The 13,509-nt window shown below is 44.6% G+C and carries 17 protein-coding genes; 8 read left to right on the forward strand and 9 right to left on the reverse strand.

Annotation, left to right across the window (positions count from 1 at the left end; genetic code table 11):
• Window positions 1-16: 16 nt before the first annotated feature.
• The 5 genes from OWQ48_04045 to OWQ48_04065 all read left to right on the forward strand — a co-directional run bounded on the left by OWQ48_04045 (window position 17) and on the right by OWQ48_04065 (window position 3,372).
• Window positions 17-277 carry a hypothetical protein gene (locus OWQ48_04045; protein ID MCY0868386.1) on the forward strand — a complete coding sequence of 87 codons (261 nt, stop codon included), beginning with the start codon at window positions 17-19 and terminating at the stop codon, window positions 275-277.
• Window positions 267-659, forward strand: coding sequence for a hypothetical protein (locus OWQ48_04050; GenBank protein MCY0868387.1), 393 nt, complete (start codon window positions 267-269; stop codon window positions 657-659). Before OWQ48_04045 ends, OWQ48_04050 begins: the two co-directional genes overlap by 11 nt.
• Window positions 641-1,465, forward strand: a complete 825-nt coding sequence (locus OWQ48_04055; GenBank protein ID MCY0868388.1) for an ABC transporter ATP-binding protein — start codon at window positions 641-643, stop codon at window positions 1,463-1,465. Before OWQ48_04050 ends, OWQ48_04055 begins: the two co-directional genes overlap by 19 nt.
• Before the next feature lie 183 nt (window positions 1,466-1,648).
• On the forward strand, window positions 1,649-2,986 hold the full coding sequence (locus OWQ48_04060; GenBank protein ID MCY0868389.1) for a DUF438 domain-containing protein: 1,338 nt from the start codon (window positions 1,649-1,651) through the stop codon (window positions 2,984-2,986).
• 2 nt (window positions 2,987-2,988) lie between these two features.
• Window positions 2,989-3,372, forward strand: a complete 384-nt coding sequence (locus OWQ48_04065) for a transcriptional regulator (GenBank protein ID MCY0868390.1) — start codon at window positions 2,989-2,991, stop codon at window positions 3,370-3,372.
• A 78-nt stretch (window positions 3,373-3,450) separates the two neighbouring features.
• Here the strand turns inward: OWQ48_04065 and OWQ48_04070 are convergent, their stop codons facing one another.
• Window positions 3,451-3,894 (reverse strand): nucleotidyltransferase domain-containing protein, encoded by a 444-nt coding sequence (locus OWQ48_04070; GenBank protein MCY0868391.1) that lies wholly within the window; start codon window positions 3,892-3,894, stop codon window positions 3,451-3,453.
• Window positions 3,875-4,309 carry a DUF86 domain-containing protein gene (locus OWQ48_04075; protein MCY0868392.1) on the reverse strand — a complete coding sequence of 145 codons (435 nt, stop codon included), beginning with the start codon at window positions 4,307-4,309 and terminating at the stop codon, window positions 3,875-3,877. Before OWQ48_04075 ends, OWQ48_04070 begins: the two co-directional genes overlap by 20 nt.
• Window positions 4,310-4,756: 447 nt before the next feature.
• Between OWQ48_04075 and OWQ48_04080 the strand changes: the two genes are divergently transcribed.
• Window positions 4,757-5,275 carry a type 1 glutamine amidotransferase gene (locus tag OWQ48_04080; GenBank protein MCY0868393.1) on the forward strand — a complete coding sequence of 173 codons (519 nt, stop codon included), beginning with the start codon at window positions 4,757-4,759 and terminating at the stop codon, window positions 5,273-5,275.
• Window positions 5,276-5,307: 32 nt separating this feature from the next.
• On the opposite strand, the gene OWQ48_04085 is transcribed toward OWQ48_04080, so the two are convergent.
• Window positions 5,308-6,201, reverse strand: coding sequence for a DUF1028 domain-containing protein (locus OWQ48_04085; protein ID MCY0868394.1), 894 nt, complete (start codon window positions 6,199-6,201; stop codon window positions 5,308-5,310).
• A gap of 169 nt (window positions 6,202-6,370) precedes the next feature.
• Between OWQ48_04085 and OWQ48_04090 the strand changes: the two genes are divergently transcribed.
• Entirely contained in the window at window positions 6,371-6,601 is a 231-nt protein-coding gene (locus OWQ48_04090; GenBank protein ID MCY0868395.1) for a hypothetical protein, read from the forward strand.
• 161 nt (window positions 6,602-6,762) lie between these two features.
• Here OWQ48_04090 and OWQ48_04095 read toward each other — a convergent pair whose 3' ends face one another.
• A complete protein-coding gene (locus OWQ48_04095) occupies window positions 6,763-10,014 on the reverse strand; it encodes an N-6 DNA methylase (GenBank protein MCY0868396.1) in 3,252 nt (1,083 codons plus the stop codon).
• A gap of 595 nt (window positions 10,015-10,609) precedes the next feature.
• Here OWQ48_04095 and OWQ48_04100 point away from each other — a divergent pair.
• Complete coding sequence (locus OWQ48_04100) at window positions 10,610-10,984, forward strand: DUF996 domain-containing protein (protein ID MCY0868397.1); 375 nt, start codon at window positions 10,610-10,612, stop codon at window positions 10,982-10,984.
• A gap of 89 nt (window positions 10,985-11,073) precedes the next feature.
• On the opposite strand, the gene OWQ48_04105 is transcribed toward OWQ48_04100, so the two are convergent.
• The 5 genes from OWQ48_04105 to OWQ48_04125 form a co-directional block, all read right to left on the reverse strand.
• Complete coding sequence (locus tag OWQ48_04105) at window positions 11,074-12,057, reverse strand: hypothetical protein (protein MCY0868398.1); 984 nt, start codon at window positions 12,055-12,057, stop codon at window positions 11,074-11,076.
• A gap of 169 nt (window positions 12,058-12,226) precedes the next feature.
• Window positions 12,227-12,445 carry a hypothetical protein gene (locus OWQ48_04110; protein MCY0868399.1) on the reverse strand — a complete coding sequence of 73 codons (219 nt, stop codon included), beginning with the start codon at window positions 12,443-12,445 and terminating at the stop codon, window positions 12,227-12,229.
• 5 nt (window positions 12,446-12,450) lie between these two features.
• On the reverse strand, window positions 12,451-12,582 hold the full coding sequence (locus OWQ48_04115; protein MCY0868400.1) for a hypothetical protein: 132 nt from the start codon (window positions 12,580-12,582) through the stop codon (window positions 12,451-12,453).
• Between the two features lie 9 nt (window positions 12,583-12,591).
• A complete protein-coding gene (locus OWQ48_04120) occupies window positions 12,592-13,017 on the reverse strand; it encodes a HEPN domain-containing protein (protein ID MCY0868401.1) in 426 nt (141 codons plus the stop codon).
• A 196-nt stretch (window positions 13,018-13,213) separates the two neighbouring features.
• Window positions 13,214-13,501: a hypothetical protein gene (locus tag OWQ48_04125; protein MCY0868402.1), complete on the reverse strand. Its 288-nt coding sequence runs from the start codon at window positions 13,499-13,501 to the stop codon at window positions 13,214-13,216.
• Window positions 13,502-13,509: the final 8 nt, after the last annotated feature.

A 13,509-nucleotide genomic window follows, 5' to 3' on the forward strand; every position in this document is an offset into this window, starting at 1 on the left:
GCTATTCTCCACGGTAATGCTCTTCCTTGAAGCCTTAATCTCCATAGCAGTTTCATCAGTGCTGTCAGTAGCCTCTAGGAGAGTATCTACAAGCATACTACTCGTTCTAGGTGTCCTAGTATTAATGCTAGCACTCGGCTTGAGATACGAAGTCTTTAATAGCGTAGTACTAGCTAGCAGGCTACTCGTAGATGGAAAAGGGATTGAAGTATACCTAGCAGTACTCCTTGTATCCCTAGCTACAGCTATCTGGAGGGTGGACTCCATTGAGTATTAAGACTAGAATAGCGGTTGCATTACTAGTACTAGCTGCTATAACACTCACAGAGTTCCTGGTGTTCATGCAGGGATACCTACCTCAATCTAGTATTCAAGTTGAAGTTAAAGCTCCACTCTACCCTGAGAAAACAGCTTATCTTTCAACTATTGATGTATTCCTCGGTAGAGGGTTATACGAGGTTAGAGTAAACCCTGCTACAGAACTCCAGGTATGCATTACAGCTGGAGGCAGTAGGAGTGAATTCAATGCTAGCAGGCCGGTAGTAGTCTACGTGTACAGTGAGACAGGGCTACACATTACTATTCTAGCTAGTATTGAACCATACCAGGTAGATTTAGGTTCTATCACGGTGGTTAGACGATGGGTGAAGATAGGGTAGTCTTAGAGAACATAGTTAAAAACTACAGGTATTTCACTCTTAGAGTAGACTACGCTGAATTCAAGAAGGGGTTAAACCTAGTGATAGGATCTAATGGCAGCGGTAAATCTACGATTCTAAAGATTATAGCTGGATTTATATGGCCTAGCAAGGGTAGAGTTAGAGTCGTGCTTGAAGGCCGCGAGTACACTCCAAGAGAATCCATGAAGCATGTAGGCTATGTCGCAGAAGATGTCATTCCCCCGAATATCAAGGTTAGAGAACTCCTAGAGGCATTTGCTCCCAGCTCATCTACACTAGAGTATCTAGCAGGTAGCCTCAAGCTAACCGAGCACCTCGATAAGAAGTACATGGAGCTTTCAGCCGGGCTAAGGAAGAGAGTTCAGATAGCTATAGCTCTGCTAAAAGACCCTAGATTAATTCTGTTCGACGAGCCCTTCTCAAACCTAGATGTCTCTATTATCCCAGCAGTGAAGAAGCTACTCGAGGAGCTTAAGAGTAAAGCTATAGTAGTAGTCACAAGCCACATATGGGTAGACATGGATGTAGACACTATAACAATACTAGACCAGGGCAGGCTACTTTACCACGGCGACTCTTCAATAGTAAAGCAGAGCATTCTATTCGATGTAGAAGTAGAAGGCGAGAAGACTACAGTAGACTTAGACTCCCTCAACAAGATTATACACCCGGTGAAAATACATAGAGTGAAAGCCAGCGACCCTGTAGAAGCCGTCCTCCAAGCAGTCCGTGATAAACCTTCAGGAAGCTCGTACACCACTAGTACTCCCACCAACAGTAGTTAAACTTGAATAACCGTGAAGTCAAAGTGAACCATCCCTGCCCTTACGCATCTAGTAGCACGCTTTTCAGTCTTTTCTAATGCATCCCCGTAAGGAATTACAGTTAACAGGCTTCACGATTTCTTCAGGCTCAAAGCATAAAGCTTATAAACCCATGTACTCTTAGTTTGGTACGGGTGTTGACGCGTGTCAAATACACTTAAGCTCCGTGGTAGCCTAGAGTTACTGAAGACCCTGCTTAGGAGGATTAGTGAAGGCGGGGATGTTAAGGAGTTAATGGAGGAGGCTAGAGTTCTCCTCAAGGAGTTATCACCTGCTGAAATCATACTAGCTGAGCAGCAGCTTGTCGCTGAAGGTATTGATGTAAGAGAGATTATGAGGGTTTGCGACCTTCACCTCGAGCTTGTTAAAGACTACTTGAGGGGTGTTGAATTAAAAGACGTGCCGGAAGGGCATCCACTCGACTACCTGCTTAGAGAAAACGACTATATTATCGCTCAAGCCGAGCTACTAGGCCTCTACGCTGCACAGTTGTTAAAGCTTGCTGGAGCCAGCAGCACGGATGCATTAAAGAAGACTCTCACAGAGCTCCAGGGGTTCCTGAGAGACTTGTACAGGAAGTCTAGGCTACACTACAGGAAGATCCAGATGCTCATATTCCCCTATATTGAGAGGAGGGGATTCGATGCTATACCTAGAGTACTATGGAATAAGGAGGATGGAGTTATAAGAAAGATAAGGGAGCTTGTAGACCAGTTGAACAAGATTCTCGCCGAGGGGAGCATTGATTCAGGCATCATTGAGAAAATAGCCGGCGACTTAAACTGGATTGCAAGAGAACTAGTAGACATAGCGTTCCGCGAGGATAAAATACTATTCCCGACAACATGGATTCTCTTCAGTGAAGGCGAGTGGACTGTAGTACACGAGATCGGGGAGGAGATAGGGTATATTGTTGAAGCTAGAGGCGAGTGGAAGCCTTCTGCGAAGCCAGTGTACCCTTATGAAGTAGAGGCTAATTTAACCCCTGAAATCCTCGAGAAGCTGCCTGCTAGCGTGAAGAGCATGGTTAAAGAAGTGAAGCCAGACTCATATAGGATTGAAAAGGATAGTGATTTAAAGCTAGAGACAGGCTTCCTCACAGAGGAGGAAGTTGAAGGAATCTTCAAGGCACTACCCCTCGAGGTGACATACGCTAACATTGATGATAGAATCAGATTCTACAGTAAGAGCATGTTGAGTAAGGGGTTTGTTAGAACTAAAACTATCATCGGGAGGCAGCTGTACTACTGTCATCCACCGAGGCTTGAAGCCCTAGTAAGACAGGTTGTTAAGCAGGTGAAGACAGGGGAGAAGCCTTATAGAGAATTCTGGACTAAGCAGGGTGATAGAATAATCAGAGTACTAATAACACCAGTAACAGGTAGAGATGGAAGAATCATCGGTGCACTCGAGGTAGTCGAGGATCTAACAGAGATCGTGAGGAATCCAGAGGAGGTATTAAAGAAGATAGTGGTGCTCTAGCCTTGAAATCCATCTACGAGATAGCGTACAGGTATATAGTGCCGTACGTTAACAGGCGTATCGTAGAAATTCTACGCGAGAAGGGACTAGCAGAGACGGAGATAGCTAGGAGGCTAGCCGTAACCCCTTCAGCTGTATCAAGATACATGTCCAGGGAGAGAGGAGGCCAGGTGGATTTAACAAGGTACAGGGATGTCGAGGAGAAGATCAAGAGTATTGCTGAGAGAGTAGCCAGCGGGCAACCAGTAATCGAAACTTACATGGAGGTAGCCAAGGTAACAGCATACATACTCTCGAGGAAATACGCTTGCAGCATCCACGTTAAACTAGACCCAGAAGTGAACCCAGCTCAATGCAATATATGCCCCCAGCTCTTCAACGTATAACCGCTTTGCCGGCTAAACTAGAGGAGTGCGAGCTAGAGAAAGCCTTCCAGCAGTTTATGTTGCAGTTCTCATGAAATACTAGTATTGCAGCTTGAATGCTTTCTCTGCTTTTGCCTTAATATCGTTAACCTCCTGTATTGACTTGAATCTCAGTCTCTCTGCTAATGCTACTTCTCTCTCAACGAGTACTACTCCTTCAAGCGCTTTTGCACGGAACCATGGTGGAGCATAGTCTACTATAATGGTATCTACAGGTATTCCTACCAGTGGCCCTAGAGTTCTAGATAACTCTTCTTCATATGCTTCCACCTCGCTGTACGGTATCTTGTACCCTGTGAATACTGCTACATCTATATCACGGAAGACACTGTACTTTACGAAGCCGCCGAAGACTACTGCCAGCAGCACCTCCCTCCTCTCAAGTAGAGCTTTAGAGAGGACTTCAACAACCCTCTTCTTCTCCTCCAAGCTTAACTCGTAGAAAGTAAACTTCTCTACGTCTTCACGGATCCTTAGAGACATACTCTTCTACCTCACGGATGAATGATTCAACAGCTTTTATACCGCTACTCTTAGCTTCACTGTATATTCTAGCATCATCAATACCCCAGTATCTATGAACAATCATATTTCTCAGTGAGGCTAGTAAACTCATACCTCTAGCTGTATTATAGCTTAGCACTCCTTTCTCAGCTAGCTTCACAAATACCTCTCTATAGCTCTCAGCTTTCTCGTTGAAGCATTGTCTAAGTATTGCTATACCGAGGTCGGCTGCAGCTTCAACTATAAGTATAATAGAGTATCTAGCTGTAAACCTCCTACTTTTATCACGCATAAAGCTCTCCATATCTAATGCCACGCTACTTCTAATTTCACTTAAACCCTCCTCAATCTCCCTGATAGTCTTCTCAACAAACTCTCTATCTACTCCCGTCACATACAACACCTTATCCAGCATGACCTCTTAGTATGAAGTCTCCCTGCTCTTTAAGATTAAGCTAAGCAGTAAACTCCTCTAGCTTAGAGAACCATAGCAGAATGAGGTAAAAGGATTTCCACTACTGGACTCCCTACTTAAAGGCTACTCCGGAATTCGTGGCTGCATCCCCAGATTACTGGAAACCAGTCTCACCTACCATCATTATATCCGTTATACTATTAATCGTAGTGTTCACTAAGAAAAAGGTGGATATTAAAGCTGCATTTAAGAGAGGCTTTCCAGCATCAATTGTTTTACTGGGTTGCTGGAAACTCTAGGATTCTACTGTAAGGGAAAGGGTTCCCCCAGGTGAAGTAGTAGAGGTAGCTAGAGTTGAGAAGCTAGTTAACTAGTGTAAGCTATATTAGGTCTTCCAGATATTCATATCCAGCTGGTGTCTAAGAGATGGCTAGAAGAATCCTCTTCTTGATTGGACCTGAATACGAGGATATAGAGCTACTATACCCGCTTTACCGCCTGCAGGAGGAGGGCTACGAGACTGTTATAGCTGCACCAACCCGTGGTTCTATTAAAGGTAAAGTAGGCTATAGCGTGGAGTCTAATAAGACTTTTGATGAGGTGGACCCCGCTGAGTATGACGCGCTGGTTCTACCAGGCGGCCGGGGCCCGGAGAGAATAAGGAATTATGAGAGTGTTAAGAGGATTGTAAGATACTTTATCCAGGAGAATAAGCCTGTAGCAGCTATATGCCATGGCCCGCAAGTCTTGATTAGTGCTGGAGTATTGAAGGGTAGAAGGCTGACTAGTACTCCAAGCGTGAAAGACGATGTAGTGAATGCTGGAGGAGAATGGATTGATCAACCAGTTGTAGTAGACGGGAATCTTGTGACAGCTAGGATACCAGCGGATATACCGGCATGGATGAGAGAGTTCACGAGGATTCTCAAGGCGGGTGAAAAATAACTGGATATTAGTCTAGCTAGACCACTATAGACTTATTTTTCTCCTGCTACCTCTAGAAGGAACCTGTATACAGTCCCCCAGATACGGTTATCGCTTCTCAGCTTATTCTCAAAATTGTTTACATGAGCCCACGTAGTGAACGCTGCCTCAGTCTCCTCGCTCCAAGCCCCGGTGACCTCGCCTTTATAGTAGCCTAGCTTCTTGAGAGCTGCCTGAATTCTTCTTACAGCCTCAATGTCGCTCTTAGAGACTGTATCCTCCGGCTTCTCTCTCGAGAGGAGTACTAGCTCCCATATCCTGAATATCCTCTTCAACTCCTGCACGGGCTCCGGGTGGTCGTCTACTCTAATGTCAACGTATCTATCCGTGTAGCCTCCGTAACCGCCGTTCTCTCTGACAACTAGTATTGCAGCAGACTGCTTACCCCTCCTGTCACCACCAGCCTTCTCTCCTGCTTCTAGTGCAGCTATAAGCTTGTCTACGAGTTCTCCACTAGTGTTCTCGAAGGCTCTAGCCATCTCCTCTAGAACCTGGGGTCCAGCTAGAATATTCCCTTGAACACTATAGCCATCGCCTATTATGTGGCCAGCGAACTCGTAGCACTTGCTGCCAGTGAAGGCTGCAGCCTCACCACGAGAGTCAACTATCCCCACCTGCCTCATCTCTCTCAACGGGTCATCGCTGACTAGCATCTCGAGCACGTGGCGGGCACTATAGCCTCTAGCTAGGAGCTCTAGTCCCCGCGGACCATATGAGACGTTAGCGTATGCTTGTGTTGCTATAGCACCAGTTCTAGCTTTAGCCCAGGGTACAACAACTCCGACAGCAATGAACTTTGAGGCTACAGCTACACCTAGATCCCCTGTGCTAGGATCGTATGCGACAATACTATAGGTTGACGTGTAGACTGGGCTACGGGACTGCAAGACATGCACCTAGTAGAGTAAATACTCTAAGCCTTTGATTTAAGCGTGACGTGAAGGCTTAAGCCTGTAAATCACCCCGGCTACTCCACGGGTTAGTACTCGCGGGTGAAGAATCCAGCTACAGGCTTATAAGTCCTCGAGTCGTTTTAACGCTCAGGGCTAGATGCTTATGCTTGATAGTAACGCTTTCGGTGTATGGAGTTTTATTGCTAAGAGGGCTTTCAAAGCTGTCTTCGAGAGGGCTTCAAGCGAGGAGGCCGCTGAGTCTATCAGCAGAAGCTTAAGAGAGCGTGAAGTAGCCTTATACATCCACATACCCTTCTGTACTGGCACATGTCTTTTCTGCCCGTATGTCAGGTACCCTATAGCTAGGAGTGAAGTAGAGAGGGTTCTATCTTAGTTTTGCTTGTTTTGAACTGGTTCCCACCTGGGTTTTTCAACTAGTCTTCTGTATGCTTGAATAGTTTTAAACTTTTCTTCAATGAGAGTGTTGTTAGCATTCTATGGGCTCGTGGAAAATCCTCCCGTTGAATGCTAGCCGAAAAACTTATAAACTCATCTTCAATGAGTAGAAGCAATCAAGAAAAGACTGAAAGGAAAGGACACTAGGTCTAGTGATTTTTCTAGTGCTTCTCTACTATTATGCTTCTCCACGTACTCGTCGAGTATTCTAACAATCTCCTTGAACTCAGAGTATTTATCGTATATGTGCTTTAATGCACTGGCTTGATTTGAGTATCCTCTAGCTTCTATCCTCCGGCTTAACTCTCTACTCAACTCTGCAATTCTCATTCTTGTATCCTTATTCACGCTACTCCAGCTTAAGCCGCTTAAAGCTACTGCTAGAAGAGGCCTTGCGAACTGAGTGCGTATGAAGCTTCTTCCCTCGGTGATAGCTTTGTATGCTAGGTAGTTGAGTACAGCTGCATAGTAGTATGCTTTATCTTCCTCCCTGCACTCTATGGATGCTACAGTAGAGTGTAGAACGAGATTCCTGCTGGCTGGCTTGACTACAAGTGACGTGAATACTCTACTAGCTCTGTATACAACGTAGTATGATTCAGGCTTCATTAACTCTAGTCTGCCTGGGTGAGCTATCTCCTCGAGGAGTCTTCTTATCTTCTCTTCATCCTCAAGCTTAATGCTATGCTTATTGTACTCTAAAGCATGATGCAGGAATTCTCTGAGTGGTTGAAGCCCGCCTTCAGAGAGTAGTACTGGTAGTGTTCTAGCTAGTTTAAACGGGTTTACCTCACTCATGTAGATAAGCTCGTAGACGCCTACCCTGTAGTTCTCCAGCCAGAATCTAGGTACACGCAGCTTTGATGTTGTCCCGTAGAGCTTGAACTCGAAGCCGCCTCCCGCGTACCTGTGCTCGCTGAGAACTAGGCCAGCGTAGGATCTACCCTTCCTGGCTTCTTTAAGCTCTCCTCCGAGAAGCCCTCTAATATACAAGCCCATTGGGATAACTTTCTCCACGCTGAGCGCTCTTGCAAGCTCCCCGCTACTCGTAGTAAAGTATAACAGGGGGGTTGACACGTAATCCTCGTATCTTATATTAAGCTTCTGGATTTCAAGTATATCTGGTTTTAGAGTTAGACTCTTAGTATAATTCTCTCTGTACCTGCTTGAGAGCCTGACTACGAGGAGCTCAGGCTCCTTCTTCAAACCTTTTTTAGCTATGACTAGCGCGGGATATATACCGTGCTGGAAGGCATCGTAGTCTACATCCACGAGCTTTAACTCGCCGTTAAAATCCTTTAGAACCGCGTATGCTGCTAGTATGCCGGCTCGCATTGAAGCCTTATGGTAGAATACCTGCTCTCTATTCATTACAAAGCCTACTCCTTCATCCACTGTGTTAACAGCCATCGCGAGAGCTACAGTAGCTACATCTGAGCCGTTGAGTATAGAAGTAATATTTTTCTTCTCGAGCTTCAAGCGCTTCTCTAATAGCTCCCCGAGGTATCTTCTAAGCTCTACCGCGTAAGAAGCTTTAAACTCTGTTAGCTTTATCCAGGGAGGATTAGTTAATATCAAGTCAACCCTGAGGTTTAGTAGGGCTAGCGGCACATACACTGAGGCTATTACTAAACCCCATTCACCACTCTCCTTGTACTTAGCGATGAGTTCTGCAAGCCTTAAGGCTAGAGGAGGCTTTAACTCTCTAGCATGCCTGAGAAAGCTATCCATTATAAGCCTGCTCAACTCTAAGGTGTTCTTCGAGTACTCACTAATATATTCTACTAGCTCTCGATCTATTACTTCTGCAAGATAGCTTCTAGCCTCGCTTTCACTCCACGCTAGACACTGGTTTCGAGTACACGAGTCGTAAGCTCTATAGAGAGCTAGTGTTAAAGCCTTCTCAATCCAGCTGAACGCTTCTAGGAGAGCTCTACTAGCTCCTTTAAGCCTTGGCGCTAAGTTAAAGTTTACTAGGATAGCAAGGTACTTCCAGGCGCTATCGAATAACGACTCTACCTCTGGAACCCACATGCCTGGAGCTGGCGGCGTTGGAAGCTCTCTACGCTTAGCGAAGCTTAAGAAGACGTCTGCATGGTATACTCGGGGAGGCTGGTCAGGCGTCCTGCCTGCTACTCTCGAGTACGCTATTATAAGCTCGGCTCTAGCTATAGATACTGCTAGCGGGTTTACATCAAAGCCTACTAGGCTCTTATATGCTTCCTCCGGGCTCTCACCCTCCATGATCTTCTTGTAGAAGGCTTTCACAAGGAATGTTCCAGATCCGCAGAAGGGGTCTAAGACTAGTTTACCCTTCAAGTTGAACTCGTTTAACATGTACTCGACTATCCATAGCGGTGTATAGTACTCGCCTATCTTCCTGCGTACCTCAGGCTCAACTAGAAGCTCGTAGAGGGATCTAAAGACGTCTTCAACCTCCCCTATACTACTATGCTCCCAGTCTATGAGGCTAGCTTTAAAGACTATGCCTGCAGCTACCTCTCCAAGCTTCTCCCGTAGCCTGGGGGGCATTGACTCATCACTGTATACCACCCTCCACCAGTTAAGGTATGGTAGTGCTACATCCACGCCTAGCAGGATGCCACTACAGACATCTACAGGATCCCCCTTTACTCCAAGAGTCTTTGAGAGGCTAGCGTGGACTATCATATGCATTAGTGTATGCTTAATAAACATGTCTTCAAGAAACTCCTCTGAGGCTCTACCGTAAAGCACCTCTAGGATTTTCCTGTAGGCTTCATAAAGGGGTTTAACCGCGGGATTCTCTCTTACATTCTCGAAGACTTCCTTCAAGGTGCTTACAGCCTCATCTATATTCCTAGTAAAGAACCTGCCTACAACTTCAGGTCTAGCTGGAAGCTTAACTCCCCCTAGAATACTAGGTAGAATCTGTGTTCTCAGAATCTCTACCGCGCTCGCTAATTCTACGTCTTTAGCAATAGATTTCAGCTCAAGCGCGCTATCCCTGCGTTCAACCCTATAAATCCTCCATAAATCGTAGTTAGTGATGACAACGTACTCCACGGTTACTGTCTCAGGGCATTGAAGATACTCCTCGAGAAGCTTGTAGTAAGCTTCATCAAATTCACCTGGCTGAGACTTAATTTCCACGATTAGCTTGCCGTGGAATACCATGTCAACAATCTTCCTACCTCTACACACGTAAACCTCGAATTGCACCATTCCGCGGAGGAGTTCTTTAAGAGTGTTCCCAGCGAGATTAGCAAGAGGTGTGTGAGTGATTTTAACGATATCACTGGCAAGGTATACGAGGAGGTCTTGCAGGATCCTCCTTACCTCCTCATGCTTACGCTCTCTCATAAGACTCATTGAAGTACACCGCAAGCTCTAACTTAAAGAGAAGTATCCTCTAAATCTAAACGAATCTTCATCTCGAAGTATTTAAGCACTACTAGGAGTCCACCATAGGTAAAGCCTTCTTCGAGAACCTCTACCTGTAACTCCCTCCTTTGATTACAGGTATAGGAGAAGTTTTGAGAACACTCCACGGGGAAAAACCCGTGAAGCACGACTTCTATACTTTTACTTTTACCGGTTAAAAATATTTATATTATCTTACCAGAAGAATAACTATATGGAGGATGGTATCTCTTGTCTAGTGTAGGGAGGGAGTTCGAGCGAAGTAAAATGATTGGCGGGATAGGAGCAATACTAACTGTAATTAGTTTCCATAACGCCTTCCTCTTAAATCCGCTCGGTATCCTACTCAGTTTCGGGGTCCCCTTCTCCGCCTGGAACATTGTATTATTCTTGAGTATCTGGAGTATAAGTATCACTGGGGTTTAATACTAGTGTTATCAGCTATGAAGAGTTTCTCTGAAATCTATGGTGAAAAATCAATATTCAGCAGTGTTCTCTACGGCTATATCATCAACATTGTTGGAGATATAATATTGGTATAATTATGGGATTTGCGTTCTCTACAGCCATAGCGAGAAGAATTACATATAGCACCTACTCACAGTTAAGTCCTGCTGAATTATACTCAATTCTTACCGAATCAATAGGAGTGTTAATATTAGCCTGGATAATGATTACGTTGTTTGCTATTTCTGGAGCCATATTCTATAGAACAGCATTCAAACTACTCGCTGAGAAGTCGGGGGAGAAGCTATTTGATACTGCAGGACTACTAATGCTTATAGGCGCGGTCTTAACAATAATAGTCATCGGTGGAATCTTAACTCTAATAGCATGTATACTTGCCGCTGTCGCATTCTTCTCAATTAAGCCGCCTTCCGCTGCAGCCCCCCAGCCACCCCCTCCATCTCCACAGTAAACTGCCTTTTTCTCTCTCCCAGCCCCCTCTCTACCAGAGCACTTTCAGTCTTTTTGACTGCTTCACATTCCTTTAGGGGTGGTGGGAGTTCAGTACTCTACTGTCATTGACCACTCGTAGAGGGTGTATCCGAGTTCTACTCTTCCATTAATGTCGTTGAACTCCATTCCTACATTAATGGAATTTAGGTAGTATTGGCTTTCATTTATTTCCGGGAATACCTTATTTATCCACCGGAACTCATCTTTTATGAAGAACGTTAGTGGGATGCTAACTTCTCCTTCTAAGTTCTTATTCGATAAATAGTATACTCCTATCCAACCAGTAGGAGAACCAGTATGAGGTAGCACGTACACGGTGAACGTCCACGTAGTTCTACTCCCATTCACGTAGATAGGTACTTGTACCTCCCCCATCTTTATGAAGGGGGGTGGGAGAGCCTCACCTTGGTGGTGTAGCCAAATCATTAATTCGATGTCCGGGAAAGCTAGACGCTTGGTATTCGGATTTTGAGTCAACCAAATGTCATAAGAGAAATCGAGAATGTAGCCTTCTTTTACCCATAACGAGTAGCGGAGGATAGAAGTAATATCAGGCAGGACACTTACCTTCATCGGTAATACTAGGTGAGGATTCTGTATAGTTCCTGCATGCGGGAACCACCATCCTTCATAACCATATACTAGTTTAGGGTAGCCGACAACTGGGATGCTTGGAGATTTTTTCATGACATTCGAAAGATTAACATTAGCATATACAACTCCGTTTTTATAGGTGAGATTAACATTACCGTCAGCATATGCCGAATTCCACAGGTTGGGTGAAGCAAAAAGTGAGCAATCACCACAATGAATTTCAGCCGTAATGAACTCGCTATGGGTCTTATGACTTCCAATTAGTGAAAGCGAACAATCATTACCACAATAAAATTCAGCTACAGGGCTCTTATAGTATTCAATTATCGAGAAATATCTTCCCTGATTAGAACTGCATACTTTATATTGCAAGCTTTTAGTAGACGCACTATTAATATTAGAATAATGCGATGAAATGAAAGCCATACTTAACACCATACTTAACATAATTATTGTAATTATTATTATGATTTTTTTCTCATTTTCATTCCCAATAATACTCGTAAAATTGAAGGGTTTTTATATCTTTAATCTTAGAGCCTGGGAAACCCGTGAAGCTTATTGAAGGATCAACCATTAAATAGAATTCTCTACTGCTGTGATTCCTTTACGAAGAAGTATTAGAAAAGACTGAAAGTGCTGGAATAATTCTGCCTCTCTTACTATACTCTTCTAGGTTCTCTCTGCCTACTATGTGGAGTTCTACTGGAGCGTAGAGTGGCAGGCCCTGCTGCTCAGCTTTCTCCATGATTTTTTCTCTGAGTTCAACTGCCTGCTGAAAGGATGGCTTCGAGGGGATCACTACTAGTATGTCTACATCACTCATAACAGTTAGCCTGTTTTCTGCGCACCTCCTACTACGTAGACTTCGGCTTCAGGTATAGTAGCTTTTACAGCTTCATATATTATTCTAGCATACCTCCTCCACTCCATTGGTATGCGTAGCGGGGTAATCCTAGTCATCTTAAAGCCTCATTCTAGTATTCTATTTCTATCAATCTCTCTAACTAAGTTTACAACCTGCCTTGAAGAATCAAGTATAGCCTCTGCTCGACTCCTAGTGTACTCGAATACCCCATAGACAGCTCGCACGTGTGCTTCGTCAAGCTCTGCTAGAATCCTCCTATTCCTCCTAATGAAGTCAAATATCTTGTCGGCAAGCTGATCCAGCCCGTTTTCTCTAGCTGCGTACGCGGGAACCCCGACTAGCGAGCGGATACTATGGCCTCTCCACTCATCACCAGTTAACTGGTAGAGTACGGCTTTAACGTACAGCTGGGCGGCGTATTCAGCGTTGAGAACTGCGAGATCATACTCTCCTTCCTCGAGGAGTCTAATAGCATTCCTCAACATAGCTTCAGCCCTACGCTTCAGAAGCCTAGGGTAACTACCACTCATCACACACCACGAGTTAGCATTGTTTTCCGCGTCACTAGAATGAATAACTGTAGATAGCAATAATAAAAACACTAGGCAGAAATAGTTCTACTACTGGGAACATATGGACTTGTAAACCAGGTTAAGCTGGGAGGACTGATCTCCAGAAGCACACTAAGCTTGAAGACTATGGTGATAGTTGAGGCTAAATACTACTCTAGGCGTGAACAAGTGCTGGTATTACTGTGCTGAATCCTAGATGTCTAAGCATCCCTAGACCTGTAGTGCACAGCTCACCTAGACGGATATTACAGCTTGACGAATCAGCATATATGATTGATCTCGGGAGTATAGCATTATATAGTGGTTTACGCCTACGGAATCTTAGACTGTAACCTAAGCCTATAACGGATACCACGCCGTCTACTGCTATCTTCTCCACGCTACCTCTACAGGTTTTCTCCAACTCCTCTTTAATGTATTCGAGTACCACTGCTGCACTCAAGTATACTG

This window comes from Desulfurococcus sp. (assembly GCA_026626905.1).
Lineage (GTDB): Archaea > Thermoproteota > Thermoprotei_A > Sulfolobales > Desulfurococcaceae > Desulfurococcus.